The organism is Variovorax sp. SRS16, from assembly GCF_901827165.1.
Lineage (GTDB): Bacteria > Pseudomonadota > Gammaproteobacteria > Burkholderiales > Burkholderiaceae_C > Variovorax.
In genome coordinates this window covers 838,777-855,149 of sequence record NZ_LR594666.1, presented here as the reverse complement: position 1 = coordinate 855,149, position 16,373 = coordinate 838,777, and the positions used below count along the sequence as shown (strand labels likewise).

The 16,373-nt window shown below is 67.6% G+C and carries 16 protein-coding genes; 1 reads left to right on the top strand and 15 read right to left on the bottom strand.

All coding sequences use genetic code 11. From position 1 onward, the window contains the following. Positions 1 to 12: 12 nt before the first annotated feature. The 4 genes from E5P2_RS04165 to E5P2_RS04150 all read right to left on the bottom strand — a co-directional run bounded on the left by E5P2_RS04165 (position 13) and on the right by E5P2_RS04150 (position 5,089). Positions 13 to 912 carry a transporter substrate-binding domain-containing protein gene (locus E5P2_RS04165; RefSeq protein WP_162565896.1) on the bottom strand — a complete coding sequence of 300 codons (900 nt, stop codon included), beginning with the start codon at positions 910 to 912 and terminating at the stop codon, positions 13 to 15. A 326-nt stretch (positions 913 to 1,238) separates the two neighbouring features. Then, positions 1,239 to 2,225 (bottom strand): LysR family transcriptional regulator, encoded by a 987-nt coding sequence (locus E5P2_RS04160; protein ID WP_162565895.1) that lies wholly within the window; start codon positions 2,223 to 2,225, stop codon positions 1,239 to 1,241. A 32-nt stretch (positions 2,226 to 2,257) separates the two neighbouring features. Continuing rightward, positions 2,258 to 3,196, bottom strand: coding sequence for a 2-hydroxyacid dehydrogenase (locus tag E5P2_RS04155; protein ID WP_162565894.1), 939 nt, complete (start codon positions 3,194 to 3,196; stop codon positions 2,258 to 2,260). A 60-nt stretch (positions 3,197 to 3,256) separates the two neighbouring features. Next, positions 3,257 to 5,089: an ABCB family ABC transporter ATP-binding protein/permease gene (locus tag E5P2_RS04150; RefSeq protein ID WP_162565893.1), complete on the bottom strand. Its 1,833-nt coding sequence runs from the start codon at positions 5,087 to 5,089 to the stop codon at positions 3,257 to 3,259. 41 nt (positions 5,090 to 5,130) lie between these two features. On the opposite strand from E5P2_RS04150, the gene E5P2_RS04145 reads away from it, so the two are divergent. Then, the gene (locus E5P2_RS04145) at positions 5,131 to 5,556 is read left to right on the top strand and encodes an acyl-CoA thioesterase (protein WP_162565892.1); all 426 of its coding nucleotides are present in this window, start codon (positions 5,131 to 5,133) and stop codon (positions 5,554 to 5,556) included. An 18-nt stretch (positions 5,557 to 5,574) separates the two neighbouring features. Here E5P2_RS04145 and E5P2_RS04140 read toward each other — a convergent pair whose 3' ends face one another. The 11 genes from E5P2_RS04140 to E5P2_RS04090 all read right to left on the bottom strand — a co-directional run bounded on the left by E5P2_RS04140 (position 5,575) and on the right by E5P2_RS04090 (position 16,369). Then, positions 5,575 to 6,339, bottom strand: coding sequence for an enoyl-CoA hydratase (locus tag E5P2_RS04140; protein WP_162565891.1), 765 nt, complete (start codon positions 6,337 to 6,339; stop codon positions 5,575 to 5,577). 1 nt (position 6,340) lies between these two features. Then, positions 6,341 to 6,943 (bottom strand): 2-hydroxychromene-2-carboxylate isomerase, encoded by a 603-nt coding sequence (locus E5P2_RS04135; RefSeq protein WP_162565890.1) that lies wholly within the window; start codon positions 6,941 to 6,943, stop codon positions 6,341 to 6,343. 26 nt (positions 6,944 to 6,969) lie between these two features. Continuing rightward, entirely contained in the window at positions 6,970 to 7,713 is a 744-nt protein-coding gene (locus tag E5P2_RS04130; RefSeq protein ID WP_162565889.1) for an SDR family oxidoreductase, read from the bottom strand. 4 nt (positions 7,714 to 7,717) lie between these two features. Further along, positions 7,718 to 8,548, bottom strand: a complete 831-nt coding sequence (locus tag E5P2_RS04125) for an acyl-CoA thioesterase (protein ID WP_162565888.1) — start codon at positions 8,546 to 8,548, stop codon at positions 7,718 to 7,720. A gap of 61 nt (positions 8,549 to 8,609) precedes the next feature. Further along, complete coding sequence (locus tag E5P2_RS04120; RefSeq protein WP_162565887.1) at positions 8,610 to 9,806, bottom strand: acetyl-CoA C-acyltransferase; 1,197 nt, start codon at positions 9,804 to 9,806, stop codon at positions 8,610 to 8,612. Next, on the bottom strand, positions 9,803 to 10,279 hold the full coding sequence (locus tag E5P2_RS04115) for an endonuclease domain-containing protein (protein ID WP_162565886.1): 477 nt from the start codon (positions 10,277 to 10,279) through the stop codon (positions 9,803 to 9,805). Before E5P2_RS04115 ends, E5P2_RS04120 begins: the two co-directional genes overlap by 4 nt. Positions 10,280 to 10,294: 15 nt before the next feature. After that, positions 10,295 to 12,694, bottom strand: a complete 2,400-nt coding sequence (locus E5P2_RS04110) for a 3-hydroxyacyl-CoA dehydrogenase/enoyl-CoA hydratase family protein (RefSeq protein WP_162565885.1) — start codon at positions 12,692 to 12,694, stop codon at positions 10,295 to 10,297. An 18-nt stretch (positions 12,695 to 12,712) separates the two neighbouring features. Continuing rightward, positions 12,713 to 13,141, bottom strand: coding sequence for a DUF2147 domain-containing protein (locus E5P2_RS04105; protein WP_162565884.1), 429 nt, complete (start codon positions 13,139 to 13,141; stop codon positions 12,713 to 12,715). A gap of 5 nt (positions 13,142 to 13,146) precedes the next feature. Then, on the bottom strand, positions 13,147 to 14,943 hold the full coding sequence (locus tag E5P2_RS04100) for an acyl-CoA dehydrogenase C-terminal domain-containing protein (RefSeq protein WP_162565883.1): 1,797 nt from the start codon (positions 14,941 to 14,943) through the stop codon (positions 13,147 to 13,149). Between the two features lie 63 nt (positions 14,944 to 15,006). Continuing rightward, the gene (locus E5P2_RS04095) at positions 15,007 to 15,699 is read right to left on the bottom strand and encodes a TetR/AcrR family transcriptional regulator (protein WP_162565882.1); all 693 of its coding nucleotides are present in this window, start codon (positions 15,697 to 15,699) and stop codon (positions 15,007 to 15,009) included. Positions 15,700 to 15,847: 148 nt separating this feature from the next. Continuing rightward, complete coding sequence (locus E5P2_RS04090) at positions 15,848 to 16,369, bottom strand: TIGR02444 family protein (protein WP_162565881.1); 522 nt, start codon at positions 16,367 to 16,369, stop codon at positions 15,848 to 15,850. Positions 16,370 to 16,373 lie beyond the last annotated feature (4 nt).

Genomic DNA, 16,373 nt, shown 5'->3' with positions numbered 1-16,373 from the left:
CCGGCGCGCGAATCACTTCTTCGCGTAGTCTTCCATCGGCTTGTCGTTGGGGTTCGCCCAGGCCGCCTTGGTGGCGTCCGACAGAGGCAGGCCGATCTTGACGTTGGCCGGCGGGATCGGCTGCAGGAACCACTTGTCCCAGAGCTTGTTGAGTTCGCCGGCCTTGATCTGCGCCTTGATGCTGTCATCGACCATCTTCTTGAAGGCCGGGTCGTCCTTGCGCATCATGATCGCGATCGGCTCGACGCTGAGCACCTCACCGACGATCTTGTAGTCGGACGGCGTCTTGGCCTTGGCGATGTTGGAGGCCAGGATCGAGCCGTCCATCACGAAGGCATCGGCGCGGCCGGACTCGAGCAGCAGGAAGCTGTCGGAGTGGTCCTTGCCGTAGAGCTCCTTGAAGTCGATGCCGCCGGCGCGCTCGTTCTTGCGCAGGGTCTGGACCGAGGTGGTGCCGGTGGTGGTGGCCACCGTCTTGCCGTTGAGGTCCTTGATCGAGGTGATGCCCGAGTTGGCCTTGACCGCGATGCGCACTTCCTCGACGTAGGTGGTGTCGGCGAAGGCCACGTCCTTCTGGCGCGCGAGGTTGTTGGTGGTGGAGCCGCATTCGAGGTCGACGGTGCCGTTCTGCACCAGCGGCACGCGGTTCTGCGAGGTCACGGGCTGGTACTTGGTTTCCAGCTTGGCCAGGCCCAGGTTCTTCTGGATGTCCTTGATGATGTTGGCGCAGACGTCGTAGTGGAACCCGGTGTACTGGCCGTTGCCCAGCGTATAGGACAGGCCGGACGATTCACGCACGCCTTCGGTGATGACGCCCGACGCCTTGATCTTCGCCAAGGTGTCGTTGGCCTGCGCCCATGCGGCGCCCGTGGCCAGCGCCGCGATCGTCAATGCCAGTACTTGCTTCTTCATGAAGGAAAACTCCTTGGGGTGAACTGAAAAACGAGACGAGGAAATTCTAGACACACGCATTCTGCTGCAACACCCGGACCAACCCGGTGCACTGCGCACCATGCCGGCCATGAGGCGCACGGGAGAATGCCGGGTCTTCTTCACCATGCAGTCTTCGTGCCCGACGGGCTGCCTCAAAAAAAAGCACGCGCGAAGGCGTGCGAAGGATTCATGCGACAGCAAGACTGCCCGCGACTGTAGGGGCACGCAGACGCGTGCGCCAATGCCGTTTGCGAGACCCGGCATGCACCGGCGTCATAGATTGATGCACTGCACAAGACGGGCGCTCAGTTCGCCGCCTCGGTGCCCACCAGGTAGGACCAGAGCGCCTCCACGCTGCCCTTGGTCCGCGGCGCTGCCGCGGCGTCGGGCTTGATGGCCGCGCGGCCGTTGCCCTTCGCCGACGGCGCGGCCTGCGGCCGCTCGCGGTAGGCGCGGATCTCCATGGTCGCCTCGAGGCTTTCGATCTCGGGCGGCAGCGCGCTCACCAGCGTGCGGGCACGCACTTCCTTGCGCACCGCGCTCTCCGGCAGGAAGGCGATGCCGTGCCCTTCGAGCGCCATCACCTTGAGGCCTTCGGCCATGTCGGTCTCGTAGACGCGATCGAGGTGGATGGCGGTGCCCGATTCCTTGAGCAGCTGGTCGACCAGCCGCCCCAGATAGGCGCCGGGCGCATAGCCCAGGTAGGGCAGCGGCTGCCCCGGCCGGCCCGGCAGGCGGTAGCGCGGGCGGCCGTCGGCGTCGGGCTTGACCCAGGGCGCGACCACTTCGACGCCCAGGCCCACCATCTCGTAGCGGTTGGCATCGAGCGGCAGCGGATGCGACGCATGGTGGTAGGCGATCAGCACATCGCAGCTGCCCTCGACCAGCCGCAGCACCGCGTCGTGCACGTTGAGCGCGATGAGGCGGCTCTTCATCGGACCGAACCGTTCGCGCAGGCTGGTGACCCAGGCCGGAAAGAAGGTGAAGGCCAGCGTGTGCGGCACCGCGAACTCGATCACGTCCTGCGCCGCCGCCGAATGGCCGCGCAGCATGGCGCGCGTGCTCTGCAGCGCCTGCAGCATCTCGATCGCCTGGCCGTACAGGGTCTGGCCGGCCGGCGTCAGGCGCGTGGGGTAGGAACTGCGATCGACGAGGTCGGTGCCGGCCCATCCCTCCAGCGCCTGGATGCGGCGCGAGAAGGCCGGCTGGGTGACATGGCGCAACTGGGCCGAGCGGCTGAAGCTGCGCGTCTCGGCAAGACTGACGAAATCTTCAAGCCACTTGGTTTCCATGCAGAACATTATGTCTGCGCGGCAGCCTCGCGCTAGATCGGCGAGACCACGCCGCGCCCCGAGAAATGCCCGGCCGCATTGGCCAGGAAGCGCTGGAAGGTCGCCTCGTTGGCCTCCGGCGACCAGCCGGCCAGGTGCGGCGTGAGCACGACATTGTCGAGGCCGATCAGGGGCGCGGGCGGCTTCGGCTCGCTCTCGTAGACATCCAGGCCCGCGCCGCCGAGACGCCCTTCGCGCAGGGCCGCGGCCAGCGCCTCGGTATCGACCACGCTGCCGCGCGCGATGTTCACCAGGAAGCCCTGCGGGCCGAGCGCGTCGAGCACCGCCGCGTCGACCAGGTGCCGCGTGCCCTCGCCGCCCGGCGTCGCGACGACCAGGAAGTCGCACCACGCGGCCAGCGCATGGAGGCTGTCGAAGTAGCGATGCGCCGCGCCCTCGCGCGGGCGGCGGTTGTGATAGCCGACCTCCATGTCGAAGCCAGCGGCACGCCTGGCGATCTTCTCGCCGATGGTGCCCAGCCCCAGGATGCCCAGGCGCTTGCCCGAGACGTTCGGCGGCGACGCGATCCCGTCGCGCCAGACGCCCTCGCGGCACAGCCGGTCGAGCCTGAGCAGGCCGCGCACGGCCGCGATCAGCAGCCCGAAGGCATGGTCGGCCACGCAGTTGTCGTTGGTGCCGGCGCCGTTCGCCAGCGCGATGCCGCGCGCCCGTGCCGCGGCCAGGTCGACGCTCTCGTAGCCCACGCCCATGGTGCAGATCAGCTCCAGCGCCGGCATCGCGTCGATCTCCGCGCCGGTGAGGCCGACGGTGCCGATGGTGAGCACGGCGCGAAAGCGCCCGCCCCCGGCCTCGATCGCCGCCTTGCGCTCGGCCGGCGTCGGCGCATAGGTGACATCGTAGGCCTGCGACAGCTGCGCGAGATGCGCCTTCATCTGCCTGTTGAGAATCAGCAAGGGGACAAGACCTGACATGACTGCGACGACTCCTGAAGTTCGAGATACCGATGACGCTGCAAGGCCCGTGCCGATGCGTCAAAGCACCGGCGCGGCCTCGATCTTCTGCAGCGCCCACATCTGCGCGTACTTGCCCTCCCGGGCCAGCAGCGCCGCATGGGTGCCGCGCTCGACGATCACGCCGCTTTCGAGCACCAGGATCTCGTGCGCGTCGACCACCGTCGACAGCCGGTGCGCGATCACCAGCGTGGTCTTGTTCTGTGCCGCGCTCTTGAGCTCCGACTGGATCGCGCGCTCGTTCGCCGAATCGAGCGCCGAGGTCGCCTCGTCGAAGATCACGATCGGCGGATTCTTGAGCAGCGTGCGCGCGATCGCCACGCGCTGCTTCTCGCCGCCCGACAGCTTGAGGCCGCGCTCGCCGACCGTCGTGGCGTAGCCCTTGGGCGTGGCGGCGATGAAGTCGTGGATGCGCGCCGCGCGAGCCGCCTCCTCGACCTCCGCGCGGCTGGCGCCGGGGCGGCCGTAGGCGATGTTGTATTCGACCGTGTCGTTGAACAGCACCGTGTCCTGCGGCACGATGCCGATCGCCTGCCGCACGCTGGCCTGCGTGACTTGCCGGATGTCCTCGCCGCCGATCGTGATGCGGCCCTGCTGGACGTCATAGAAGCGGTAGAGCAGCCGCGCCATGGTCGACTTCCCCGAGCCCGAAGGGCCGACCACCGCCACCGTCTTGCCTTCGGGGATCTCGAAGCTCACATGCTTCAGGATCGGCCGCGCGGCTTCATAGGCGAAGCTCACGTCCTCGAAGCGCACCGTCGAATCGGCGCCGGCCAGCGGCTGCGCGCCCGGCGCATCGCGCACCTCGCGGTCCTTCTCGAGCAGCACGAACATCTTGTCGAGGTCGGTCAGGCTCTGCTTGATCTCGCGGTAGATCACGCCCAGGAAATTGAGCGGGATGTAGAGCTGGATCATGAAGGCATTGACCATCACCAGGTCGCCCAGCGTCATGCGGCCGTCGACCACGCCCTGCGTCGCGCGGTAGAGCATCGCCACCAGGCTGACCGCGATCAGGCATTGCTGGCCGGCATTCAGGAGGCTCAGCGTGGTCTGGCTCTTGACGGCGGCCTTGCGGTAGCGCTCCAGGCTGGCGTCGTAGCGGCCGGCCTCGAAGTGCTCGTTGTTGAAATACTTGACCGTCTCGTAGTTGAGCAGCGAATCGACCGCATGGCTCTGCGCCAGCGAATCGAGCTCGTTCATGGTCTTGCGGAACTGCGTGCGCCACTCGGTCACCGTCACGGTGAAGACAATGTAGACCACCAGCGCCGCGAGCGTGATCCAGACGAAGCCGGCATCGAACTTCACGCCCAGCACCGACAGCACCAGCGTGAGTTCGATGATCGTCGGCACGATGCTGTAGAGCGACATCGAGATCAGCGAATGCACGCCGCGCGAGCCGCGCTCGATGTCGCGCGTCATGCCGCCGGTCTGGCGCTCGAGGTGGAAGCGCAGGCTCAGCGCATGCAGGTGCTGGAAGACCTCGAGCGAGATCCGCCGCGCCGCGCCCTCGGTGGCCTTGGCGAAGACCAGCTCGCGCAGCTCGTTGAAGACCGCGGTCGACAGGCGCAGCAGGCCGTAGGCGACCAGCAGCCCGACAGGCACCACCAGCAGCGAGGCCACGCTGCCGGGCTTGATCGACATCGCGTCGATCAGGTTCTTGAGCAGCACCGGCACGCCCACGTTGGCGACCTTGGCGCCGATCATGAAGGTCAGCGCCGCGATCACCCGCCACTTGTAGTGCCAGATATAGGGAAAGAGCCGCCGCAGCGTCGCCCAGTCGGAGCGATCGCTGCGCGCGGGCTGGCCGGCTGATGCGTGGTGGGGAGAGGAAAGGGTTTCGCCGCTGCGGCGCATAAGGAGACAATCGTGGCTGTTGTTGTCCTCGGATTGTGCCCATGTCCCATTCTTCCAGTGCCAACGTGGCCGCCACGCTCAAGAGCCTCCCCGCCGACATGGAGCTGGTGCTCAAGGTGATCCCGCTGCCGGCCGACGTCAATGCCAACGGCGACATCTTCGGCGGCTGGGTCATGGCGCAGTGCGACCTGGCCGGCTCGGTCATCCCGGCGCGCTACGCCAAGGGCCGCATGGCGACCGTCGCGGTCAACGAATTCGTCTTCAAGCAGCCGGTGCGGCTGGGCGACATCCTGTCCTTCTATTCGAAGCTGGTGCGCGTCGGGCGCACCTCGGTCACCGTGACGGTCGAGGTGTTCGCCGAGCGCTTCCGGGCGCAGGGGGAGTACATCAAGGTGACGGAGGCGACCTTCACCTATGTGGCGATCGACGAGAACGGGCGGCCGCGGGCGATCGAGAAGAAGGATTGAGCGCTTGCGTCTTGTCTCTCACACCTTCGAGAAATCCGGCCGCCGCTTGTCCATGAACGCAGTGAACGCCTCGCGCGCCGCCGGCTCGCGCAGCATGCGGCCGAAGCTCTGGCCTTCCTCGCCCATGCGCTCGATCAGCGCCGGCTGCTGCGCCTTCTTCATCAGGCGCTTGGTCTCGACCAGTGCAGTCAGCGGCTTGGCCGCGAGCTTGCGCGCCTGCGTCTGCGCGAAGGCGTTGGCTTCGGTCGGCGGCAGCACGCGGTTGACCAGGCCCACCTCGAGCGCAGCCTCGGCCATGAAGGGCTCGCCCAGCAGCAGCGCCTCGGCCGCGCGGTGGTAGCCGAACATCTGCGGCACCAGCAGGCTCGACGCGGCCTCGGGGCACAGGCCGAGGTTGACGAAGGGCATCGAGAACATCGCGTTGTCGCCCGCATAGACGAGGTCGCAATGAAACAGCATCGTGGTGCCGATGCCCACGGCCGGGCCGCAGACCGCCGCGACCAGCGGCTTGGGAAAGGTCGCGATGCCGCGCAGGAAGCGGAACACCGGCGAGTCTTCGGTCGAGGGCGGCGCGTTGAGGAAGTCGCCGATGTCGTTGCCGGCGCTGAAGATGGTCGCATCGCCCTGGATCAGCACCGTGCGCACGGCACTGTCCTGTTCGGCCTGGGCGATCGCGTCGGCCAGCTGCGCGTACATCGCGCTGGTGATCGAGTTCTTCTTGTCGACGCGGTTGAAGGTGAGGGTCATCACACCGGCTTCGGTGTGGACGAGGATGTCGCTCATGTCAGATGGTCCTTTCCAATGCTTCGCGCACGAAGTCTAGGCGGTCCTGACCCCAGTACATGGCGTCGCCGACGAACATGGTCGGCGCGCCGAACACGCCGCGCCCGACGGCCTCCTCCGTGATCGCCTTGAGTTGATCCTTCACCGCCTGGGTACCGGCGAGCGCAAGCATGGCATGCGGATCGAAGCCCGCCTCGGTCAGCATGGCGCCGACGGTCGCGGCATCGTTGAGATTGCGCGGCTCGACCCACATCGCACGGAACACGGCCGCCAGGTAGTCGCCGAAGCGTTCCGGCTCGCGCATCTGCAGCGCCGTGGCGCCGCGCATCAGCAGCAGCGTGTTGATCGGGAAGTGCGGGTTGTGAACGAAGGGCACGCCGTAGCGCCGCGCGAAGCGCGTCAGGTCTTGGGTCATGTACGGCCCCTTGGCCGCGATCTCGGCCGGCGAGTGGTTGCCCGTGGCCTGGAACACGCCGCCCAGCAGCATCGGCTTCCAGACCAGCGTGGCGCCGGTGTCGGCGCACACGTGCGGCAGTTGCGTGTAGGCGAGGTAGGCAGCGGGGCTGCCGACGTCGAAATAGAACTCGACGGTCCTGGTGGTCATGCGTGTCTCCTTTTCGGCGAGCTTCTTCAGAATTTTTCAGACCAGGGACGCAGGTCGAGTTCATGCGTCCATGCGTCGCGCGGCTGCGCATGCAGCATCCAGTAGGCGTCCGCGATGTGCGCCGGATCCAGGATGCCATCCTGCGCCTTCAACGCGTAGCGCTCGGGGAAATTGCTGCGGATGAACTCGGTGTCGATGGCGCCGTCGATGATGGTGTGGGCGACATGGATGCCGCGCGGGCCGAGCTCGCGCGCCATGCTCTGGGCCAGCGCGCGCAGCGCCATCTTGGCGCCCGCGAAGGCGCCGAAGTTCGCGCCGCCGCGCAGCGATGCGGTGGCGCCGGTGAACAGGATGGTGCCCCGGTGCGCGCCATCCGGCAGCTCGCGCGCGACCATGCGCCTGGCAACCTCGCGCGCATTGAGAAAGCCCGAGAAGCAGGCCATCTCCCAGACCTTGAAGTACTTGCGCGCGCTTTCGGTCAGGATGCTCTCGGGCACGTTGGCGCCGATGTTGAAGACCATCACCTCGATCGGTCCGACGGTCGATTCGATCTGCTCGACCAGCGCGACCACTTCCTCCTCCTTGCGCGCATCGCTGGCGAAGGCATGGGCGCGGCCGCCCTCGGCCCCGATGCGCGCGACCAGCGGCTGCAGCTTGTCGAGGCTGCGTCGCGTGACGCAGGTGGCATAGCCTTCACGGGCGAAGCGGCGGGCGATCGCGCCGCCGGTGGCGTCGCCGGCGCCGACGATCAGGGCGGCCTTGGTTGTCATGGGATCACTCTTTGAAGTAGACGACTTGATTGCTGGTCGCCAGCAGCGTACCCGCCTCGCTCCACAACTGCGCCGCCTGGTCGAAGTAGCCGTTGCGGAATTGCTGCCCGACGGCCCGACCCAGCAGATAGCCCGTGCCGACTTCGGCCAGCAGCGCCGCATCGGCATGGAAGTAGGTGGTGATCGAGACCGTGCCGATCGGCACCGGCTTCGCGCGCCGCAGCCAGATGCGCGGATAGAAGCAGTCGCTCAAGGCCGTGAGCGCGGCGAAGTCCAGCGGCCGCGGCTCGGCATCGCGCACCCACATGCGGGTTTCGCTGTGGTCGCCGCTGCCGTCCCAGCGGGATGGCATCGTGCCGACGATCGGCCGCATCTCGTAGCGCTCGATCCAGGCCACCTTCGCCGGCCCGATGCTCAGGCGCTCGACCGCGGCCGGCGGCGGCACCTCGGGCATCGCCAGGTCGGTGGCGCCCCAGGTCTCGCGGCGCAGCGCCGTGACGGCCGTCGCCGTGGTGGTGAGGTGCGGCTTGCCGTCGGCGCCGGCCTGCGACATCTGCACGGTCCAGTGCTGGGTCGAGCGGTTGGTGCGCACCGGCACGGCCTGCAGTTCGAAGGCGCCGGCCTCGATCGCCGCGGCATAGTTGACCGTCAGCGCGACCGGCGCGCCGAGCAGATCGGGATGGCGCAGCACGGCCTGCAGCATCACCGCCGCGGTCGTGCCGCCGAAGGGGCCGACCATGTTGCCGTAGTCCGGGCTCGTGGCGCCGGTGAATTGGCCGGCGCGCAGGTCGCTGTGCGACAGCGCGAGCGCCTTGTCGAGAGGATGTGTGCTCATGGTCGCAGTGTGCCCCTGGGCCGGTGGTTCATGCAGTCGTGTGCGGGACGCAGCATGCGTTTCAGACGCGCTCGAAGATGCCCGCGGCGCCCTGCCCCATGCCCACGCACATCGTGACCATGCCGTACTTCAGGTTGTTGCGCCGCAGCGCGTGCACCACGGTCGCCGAGCGGATCGCGCCGGTCGCGCCGAGCGGATGGCCGAGCGCGATCGCGCCGCCCATCGGATTGACCTTGGCCGGATCGAGCCCGAGCGTGCGGATCACCGCCAGCGACTGCGCCGCGAAGGCCTCGTTGAGTTCGATCCAGTCGATCGCGTCCTGCGCGAGGCCCGCAGAGCGCAGCGCGGCGGGAATCGCCTCGATCGGCCCGATGCCCATGATCTGCGGCGGCACGCCCTTGCTGGCGAAGCTCACGAAGCGCGCCAGCGGCTTCAGGTCGAACTGCTGGCAGGCCTTCTCGCTCGCGAGGATCAGCGCGCCCGCGCCATCGGAGGTCTGCGAGCTGTTGCCGGCCGTGACCGTGCCGCGCGCGGCGAACACGGTGCGCAATCTGGCCAGGCCTTCGAGCGAGGTGTCGGGGCGTGCGCCTTCGTCGAGCCGCACGGTGCGGGTGGTCGCAACCGACTCGCCGCTGGCGAGATCGGGCGCGCGGTCGGTGACTTCGATCGGCGTGATCTCGTCCGCAAAGTGGCCGGCCTGCTGCGCGGCCAGCGCGCGCTGGTGCGACTGCAGCGCAAAGGCGTCCTGTTCCTCGCGGCTCACCTGCCACTGCTGCGCCACCTTCTCGGCCGTGAGGCCCATGCCGTAGGCGATGCCGACATCGCTGTCGCGCTCGAAGATCGACGGCGACAGCGAGGGCGAGTTGCCCATCATCGGCACCATGCTCATGCTCTCGACGCCGGCCGCGATCATCACCTCGGCCTCGCCGACGCGGATGCGGTCGGCCGCCATCTGCACCGCCGACAGGCCCGACGCGCAGAATCGATTGACCGTGATGCCGCCGACGCTGTGCGGCAGCCCCGCGAGCACCGCGCCGATGCGCGCGACATTGAGGCCCTGCTGCGCCTCGGGAATCGCGCAGCCGCAGACGATGTCCTCGATGGCCTTCCAGTCGAGGCCCGGCACGGCCGCGAGCGCCGCCTTGAGCGTGGTCGCGAGCAGATCGTCCGGCCGGTGGTTGCGCAGGAAGCCGCGGTGCGAGCGGCCGATGGGGGTGCGGGTGGCGGAGACGATGTAGGCGTCTTGAACTTGCTTCATGTCGATGTGTCCTTGTTGTCTTGCGAACTCCCCGGATCGTCGGAAAGGCCGCTGTCTTGCCCCCTCTCCCGCTTGCGGGAGAGGGCTGGGGTGAGGGTCTGCAGCGCCCGCAGAATCTGCTCGCGCACCACATCGATCTGCGTCAGAACCTCGTTGTTCCAGAACCGAAGCACGCGAAGTCCTTCGCCTTCCATGAATCGCGTTCGCGCCTCGTCATAGGCAGCCACATCCGCGTGCTGCCCACCATCGAGTTCGACAACCAGCTTGGCCTCGAGGCACGCAAAGTCGGCAAAGTACCGACCGATCGGGCGCTGCCTTCGAAACTTGCAGCCGGCGAGGCGACGATCTCTGAGGTGGTACCAGAGGAGGGTCTCGGCGTCGGTCGGCGTCTCTCTGAGACTGCGTGCCCTCACCCCAACCCTCTCCCGCACGCGGGAGAGGGGACCGGAAATGTCGTCCTCTAGGCTACTCATGATGAATTGAGTGCGTCAGTTGCGCAGCGGCTTGCCCGTATTCAGCATCCCCATGATCCGTTCCTGTGTCTTCGGATGCACGAGCAGCGCGCAGAAGGCCTTGCGCTCCAGCGCCATCAGGTACTCCTCGGTCACGAGGCTGCCGGCATCGACGTCGCCGCCCGTCACCACGCCGGCGATCAGGCTCGCGATGTGGAAGTCGTGCGCGCTGATGAAACCGCCGTCGCGCATGTTGACCAACTGGCCGCGGATCGTCGCGGCGCCGCTGCGGCCCGCGACCTTGAACGGGCGGCGCAGCGGCGCGCGCCAGCCGGCATCGGCCATCGCGCGGGCCTGCTGCAGCGCGACGTGGAGCAGCTCGTCCTTGTTCGGCACGATCACGTCGCTGTCGAGCAGGTAGCCGAGCTTCTTCGAATCCAGCGCGCCGGTGCCGACCTTGGCCATCGCCGCGGCAGTGAAGTCTTCGGTCAGGAAGGGCAGCAGGTCGGTGCCTGTCGAGGCCGCCGCGTTCTCGGCCGCGCGGCGTGCGATGTAGGTCAGTCCGCCGGCGCCGGGCACGAGGCCGACGCCGACTTCGACCAGCCCGATGTAGCTTTCCATCGCAGCCACACGCTTCGCCGAATACACGGCCAGCTCGCAGCCGCCGCCCAGCGCCATGCCGCGCACGGCCGAGACCACCGGCACGCCCGCGTAGCGGATCCTGAGCATGAGCTTCTGCAGTTCATGCTCGGCGCCGTCGACCGCGCCGATGCCGGCGACCACGAAGGCCGGCAGCATCGCCTGCAGGTCGGCGCCGACCGAGAACAGCTCGTCGGGCGACCAGATCACCATCGCCTGGTAGTCGCGCTCGGCCAGTTCGACGCCGGCCGCCAGCGCGTCGGCGACATCGGGGCCGATGGCATGCATCTTCGAATGGATGCTCGCGATCAGCACCTCGCCGTCGAGGGTCCAGAGCCGCACCTCGCCTTCGTCCTGGATCGTGGTGCCGGCCTGGTTCGCATCGGGCGCATTCGCACCCCGCACGCTCTCGGGAAAGAGCTGGCGCGCATGCACGGGCAACTTTCGTTGCGGCACGAAGCGGTTCTGCGATGCGCTCCACGAACCCTCGGGCGTGTGCACGCCGCCGGCCTCGGCGACCGGACCTTCGAAGACCCACTTCGGCAACGGCGCGCGCGACAGCGCCTCGCCGGCATCGATGTCCTCTTGAATCCACGTGGCGACCTGCGTCCAGCCGGCCTCCTGCCACAGCTCGAACGGCCCCTGCTTCATGCCGAAGCCCCAGCGCATCGCGAAGTCGATGTCGCGTGCGCTCTCGGCGACATCGGCCAGATGCACGGCCGCGTAGTGGAAGCTGTCGCGCAGGATGGCCCAGAGGAAGCGGCCCTCGGCGCCTTCGCTCTCGCGCAACAGCTTCAGCCGCTCGGCCGCGGGCTTCTTCAGCATGCGGCCATAGACCTCGTCGGCCTTGTCGCCCGCGGGCACGTAGTCGCCCTTGGCCAGATCGAAGCGCAGGATGTCGCGCCCCACCTTCTTGAAGAAGCCGGCCTTCGTCTTCTGGCCCAGGTTGCCGAGTTCGAGCAGCTTCGCGAGCACCGGCGGCGTCGCGAAGCTGGCATGGAAGGGGTCGCTCTTCTCGTCGAGGTTGTCCTGCAGCGTCTTGATGACGTGGGCCATGGTGTCGAGCCCGACGACATCGGCCGTGCGGAAGGTGCCCGAGCTCGCGCGGCCCAGCTTCTTGCCCGTGAGATCGTCCACCACCTCGGGCGCGAGGCCGAATTTCTCGGCCTCCTTCAGCGTCGCCAGCAGGCCGGCGATGCCGATGCGGTTGGCGATGAAGTTGGGCGTGTCGTGCGCGCGCACCACGCCCTTGCCGAGCGTGCGGGTGACGAAGGTCTCCAGCTGGTCGAGTACCTGCGGCTCGGTGGTCGGCGTGTTGATCAGCTCGACCAGGAACATGTAGCGCGGCGGGTTGAAGAAGTGGATGCCGCAGAAGCGCGGCTTCAATGCCTCGGGCAGCGCTTCGCTGAGCTTCGTGATCGACAGGCCCGAGGTGTTCGAGGCCAGGATCGCGTGCTTGGCGACGTGCGGCGCGATCTTGCGGTAGAGGTCGAGCTTCCAGTCCATGCGCTCGGCGATCGCCTCGATCACCAGGTCGCATTCGCCGAGCTTCGCGAGATCGTCCTCGTAGTTGGCTTGTTCGATGAGCACCGCATCGTCGACATCGCCGAGCGGCGCGGGCTTCTGCTTCCTGAGGTTGTCGATGGCGCGCGCGACGATGCCGTTCTTCGCGCCTTCCTTGGCCGGCAGGTCGAACAGCACCACCGGCACGCGCACGTTGACGAGGTGGGCTGCAATCTGCGCGCCCATCACGCCGGCGCCGAGCACGGCGACTTTCTTCACTTGAAATCGGGACATGGTTCTTCCGTCGATGGGCTACTGGATTCGATTCCAGACTTGTGTGCGCCAGAAGGGGCCGAGGTAGCCGCGCACCTCGAGCTTCTTGCCACCGTCGATCGGCGTGAAGCTGGCGCGGTATTCCTTGCCGTTCTCCGGGTCGAGGATCCTGCCGCCTTCCCAGACCTCCTTGCCTTCGGCCTTCCTGCCGCCGCGGATGATCTCGAGGCCGGCGATCGGCTGGCCCTTGCGGTCGTCGGTGCATTCGTCGCACACCGGCTTGCCGTCCTTCTTGAGCGACTTCTCGATATGGCCGGCGAGCGCACCGCCCGACTCGGCGATGCGGATCTCGGCCTTGGCCTCGCCCGTCTTGTCGTCGACGTTGCGCCACAGGCCGACGGGGTTCATCTGCGCCATCGCCGAGGTGGCGGCGGCGGCGAAGGCGATCGCTGCGAGGAGGTCTTTCATGGGCTTCACGCCAGAGCGGCGTCCGTGTTCATCAGAGGAGCAGCACCGGCGCGCGCGGTGCGCATCAGCGTCGCGGTCTCGGGAAAGAGCTTGGCGAAATAGAAGCGCGCAGTCTGCAGCTTGGCCTGGTAGAACGGATCGGTGTTGCCGCCCGCGATCTCGCGCAGCGCCACGCGCGCCATCAGCGCGAACATGTAGCCGAACACGAAGTGGCCGGCCACGCGCAGGTAGTCGACCGCGGCCGCGCCCACTTCGTCGGGGTTCTGGAAGCCCTTGAAGCCGATCTCGGTCGTGAACTTGGTGAGCTGCTCGCCGAGCACGGCGATCGGCGTGATGAACTCCGACATCTTCTCGTTCACGCCTTCCTCCTCCACCAGGCGGCCGACCAGCTTGCCGAACTTCTTGAGCGTGGCGCCGTTGTTGCCCAGCACCTTGCGGCCCAGCAGGTCGAGCGACTGGATGGTGTTGGTGCCTTCGTAGATCATGTTGATGCGGTTGTCGCGGACGAACTGCTCCATGCCCCATTCCTTGATGAAGCCGTGGCCGCCGAAGACCTGCATGCAGGCATTGGTCGCGATGTGGCCGTTGTCGGTGATGAAGGCCTTCACGATCGGCGTCAAGAGCGCGACGATCTCGCCCGCGTCCTTGCGCACCTTCTCGTCGGGATGGTGGTGCTCCTTGTCGAGCAGCAGCGTGCAATAGATCGCCAGCGCGCGGCCGCCCTCGGCATAGGCCTTGGCGGTCATCAGCATCTTGCGCACGTCGGGGTGCACGATGATCGGATCGGCTTCCTTGTCCTTGGCCTTGACGCCCGAGAGCGAGCGCATCTGCAGCCGGTCCTTGGCATAGGCCAGCGCGTTCTGGAACGCGACCTCGGTCAGGCCCAGCGACTGGTTGCCGACGCCCAGGCGCGCCGCGTTCATCATCACGAACATCGCGGCCAGGCCCTTGTGGGGCTCGCCGACCAGCGTGCCGGCCGCGCCTTCGAGCACGATCTGCGCCGTCGCATTGCCGTGGATGCCCATCTTGTGTTCGAGGCCGCCGCAGTAGATGCCGTTGCGGCTGCCGAGCGAGCCGTCGGCATTCACGTTGAACTTGGGAACGACGAACAGGCTGATGCCCTTGCTGCCCTTGGGCGCGTCCGGCAGGCGCGCGAGCACGAGGTGGATGATGTTGGCGGCCATGTCGTGCTCGCCGGCGGAGATGAAGATCTTGTTGCCGGTCAGCCGATAGCTGCCGTCGGGCTGCGGCTCGGCCTTGGTACGCAGCAGGCCGAGGTCGGTGCCGCAATGCGGCTCGGTCAGGCACATGGTGCCGGTCCATTCGCCGCTGGTGAGCTTGGGCAGGTAGGTCTTCTTCTGCGCGTCGGTGCCGTGCGCCACCAGCGCTTCATAGGCGCCGTGCGAGAGGCCCGGGTACATGGTCCAGGCCTGGTTGGCCGAGTTGAGCATTTCGTAGAAGCACTGGTTCAGCGCCAGCGGCAGGCCCTGGCCGCCGTACTGCGGATCGCACGAGAGCGCGGCCCAGCCGCCTTCGACGTACTTCGCATAGGCCGCCTTGAAGCCGGTGGGCGTCTTCACTTCGTGCGTGGCCTTGTCGAGCACGCAGCCTTCCTCGTCGCCGGTGATGTTGAGCGGGAAGGTGACTTCGGCCGCGAACTTGCCGCCCTCCTCCAGCACGGCGTTCAGCGTCTCGGCATCGACATCGGCATGGCGGGGAAGGGCCTGGAGCTCCTCGGTGATGTTCAGCACTTCGTGCATCACGAACTGCATGTCGCGAAGAGGCGGGGTGTAGGAAGGCATCGGGCGGATCTCCGGGAGAAATTGAAAAGGGATGAAAGCTGAGGAATCGGACAGGACGGGCGCTCAGCGCACGGTCTTCAGGCGGCGTGTGGAGGATGCGGCGATCGAGGCGGCCGCGCCGGGCGCATCGGCCACCGCGCTGCGCGCGAGGATGTTGCCGAAGCCCTGGTTGGCGCGCGCCAGCGAATCGGGCGAACGCAGGAAGCGGGCCTCGTAGTGCAGCGCGAGGATCAGCGCATGGATCTCGAAGGCGATCTGCTTGGCATCCGCGTCGTCGCGCAGATGGCCCTCCTCCTGCGCCTGCACCACCGCGCGGTACATCGCGGCGAGCCAGGTGTTGACCGAGTCGGCCAGCGCATCGCGCACCGGGCCGGGCCGGTCGTCGAACTCGACCGCGCCGCTGATGTAGATGCAGCCGGAATCGATCTCGGCCGAGGTGCGCTTCATCCAGTTGGCGAACATCGCGCGCAGCCGCGGCAGGCCGCGCGCGGCCTTGAGCGCGGGGTAGAACACCTCCTGCTCGAAGCGCGCGTGGTATTCGCGCACCACCGAGATCTGCAGTTCCTCGCGCGAGCCGAAGTGCGCGAACACGCCCGACTTGCTCATCTGCGTGACCTCTGCCAGCGCGCCGATCGACAGGCCTTCGAGACCGATCTGCGCCGCCAGGTTCAGCGCCGCATCGACGATGGCGGCCTTGGTCTGCTGGCCCTTCTGGGGTGGCCGGGCAGGCTTGGATCGGGCGGTGGTGGCGGGCATGGAGGCAGTCTGGAATAAAACGAACGGTCGTACTATTTTGCAGTGCTTTGAAGGCCGCCTGGCAAAGACCTAGGGCCGTGGAAGGTTATCGGCCGGCATGCAGCGGCGGCCGAAGCCGGTGCGCAGGCCGAGGCCTGCGGGGAACGGCTCAACGCAGCGGACCGAGGCCAGGGCTTTCCAGCGCGCTGCGAAAGACGCCCAGTTCGCGCGAAGCCGCGGCGCCGCCGGGCTGCGCGCGGCAGGCGATCAGGATCGCGATGTTGGCCAGCGCGAGAGCGCTGCCGGCCGCTTCGGCGCGTGCCGCCGGCAGCCGCGTGCGCAAGGCTTCGAGGCGGCCCTGCTCCCGTTGCTCGGCATCGAGTTCGAGCGCCTGGATCCGGCTGCGCACGGCCTCGACATCGGGATCGGCGATGCGCTGCGCCACGCCCTTGAGACCACGGCGCAAGGCCCGGATCGGCATCACCACTTCGGATTGCCAATCCGCCGTCGCATCGACCGCGGCCTGCACGCCCGCGGCATCCAGCGACAGGCCGTGCACCTGGCCGAGCCAGGCCGCGAACATCAGCAGATTGACGTCGATGCCGTGTTCGTCCTGCAGCCGGAGACAAGCGCTCGACACGCCGGTCTCTGCGTAGAGCCTGGCCGAGAAATCCCAAAGCGCGCGAATCATGGAG

Coding starts and splice junctions, on each gene's coding strand:
- E5P2_RS04125 (WP_162565888.1), bottom strand. CDS start 8,548: ATGAGCACACATCCTCTCGACAAGGCGCTCGCGCTGTCGCACAGCGAC.
- E5P2_RS04120 (WP_162565887.1), bottom strand. CDS start 9,806: ATGAAGCAAGTTCAAGACGCCTACATCGTCTCCGCCACCCGCACCCCC.
- E5P2_RS04135 (WP_162565890.1), bottom strand. CDS start 6,943: ATGACCACCAGGACCGTCGAGTTCTATTTCGACGTCGGCAGCCCCGCT.
- E5P2_RS04090 (WP_162565881.1), bottom strand. CDS start 16,369: ATGATTCGCGCGCTTTGGGATTTCTCGGCCAGGCTCTACGCAGAGACC.
- E5P2_RS04155 (WP_162565894.1), bottom strand. CDS start 3,196: ATGTCAGGTCTTGTCCCCTTGCTGATTCTCAACAGGCAGATGAAGGCG.
- E5P2_RS04100 (WP_162565883.1), bottom strand. CDS start 14,943: ATGCCTTCCTACACCCCGCCTCTTCGCGACATGCAGTTCGTGATGCAC.
- E5P2_RS04095 (WP_162565882.1), bottom strand. CDS start 15,699: ATGCCCGCCACCACCGCCCGATCCAAGCCTGCCCGGCCACCCCAGAAG.
- E5P2_RS04130 (WP_162565889.1), bottom strand. CDS start 7,713: ATGACAACCAAGGCCGCCCTGATCGTCGGCGCCGGCGACGCCACCGGC.
- E5P2_RS04160 (WP_162565895.1), bottom strand. CDS start 2,225: ATGGAAACCAAGTGGCTTGAAGATTTCGTCAGTCTTGCCGAGACGCGC.
- E5P2_RS04145 (WP_162565892.1), top strand. CDS start 5,131: ATGTCCCATTCTTCCAGTGCCAACGTGGCCGCCACGCTCAAGAGCCTC.
- E5P2_RS04105 (WP_162565884.1), bottom strand. CDS start 13,141: ATGAAAGACCTCCTCGCAGCGATCGCCTTCGCCGCCGCCGCCACCTCG.
- E5P2_RS04165 (WP_162565896.1), bottom strand. CDS start 912: ATGAAGAAGCAAGTACTGGCATTGACGATCGCGGCGCTGGCCACGGGC.
- E5P2_RS04150 (WP_162565893.1), bottom strand. CDS start 5,089: ATGCGCCGCAGCGGCGAAACCCTTTCCTCTCCCCACCACGCATCAGCC.
- E5P2_RS04110 (WP_162565885.1), bottom strand. CDS start 12,694: ATGTCCCGATTTCAAGTGAAGAAAGTCGCCGTGCTCGGCGCCGGCGTG.
- E5P2_RS04115 (WP_162565886.1), bottom strand. CDS start 10,279: ATGAGTAGCCTAGAGGACGACATTTCCGGTCCCCTCTCCCGCGTGCGG.
- E5P2_RS04140 (WP_162565891.1), bottom strand. CDS start 6,339: ATGAGCGACATCCTCGTCCACACCGAAGCCGGTGTGATGACCCTCACC.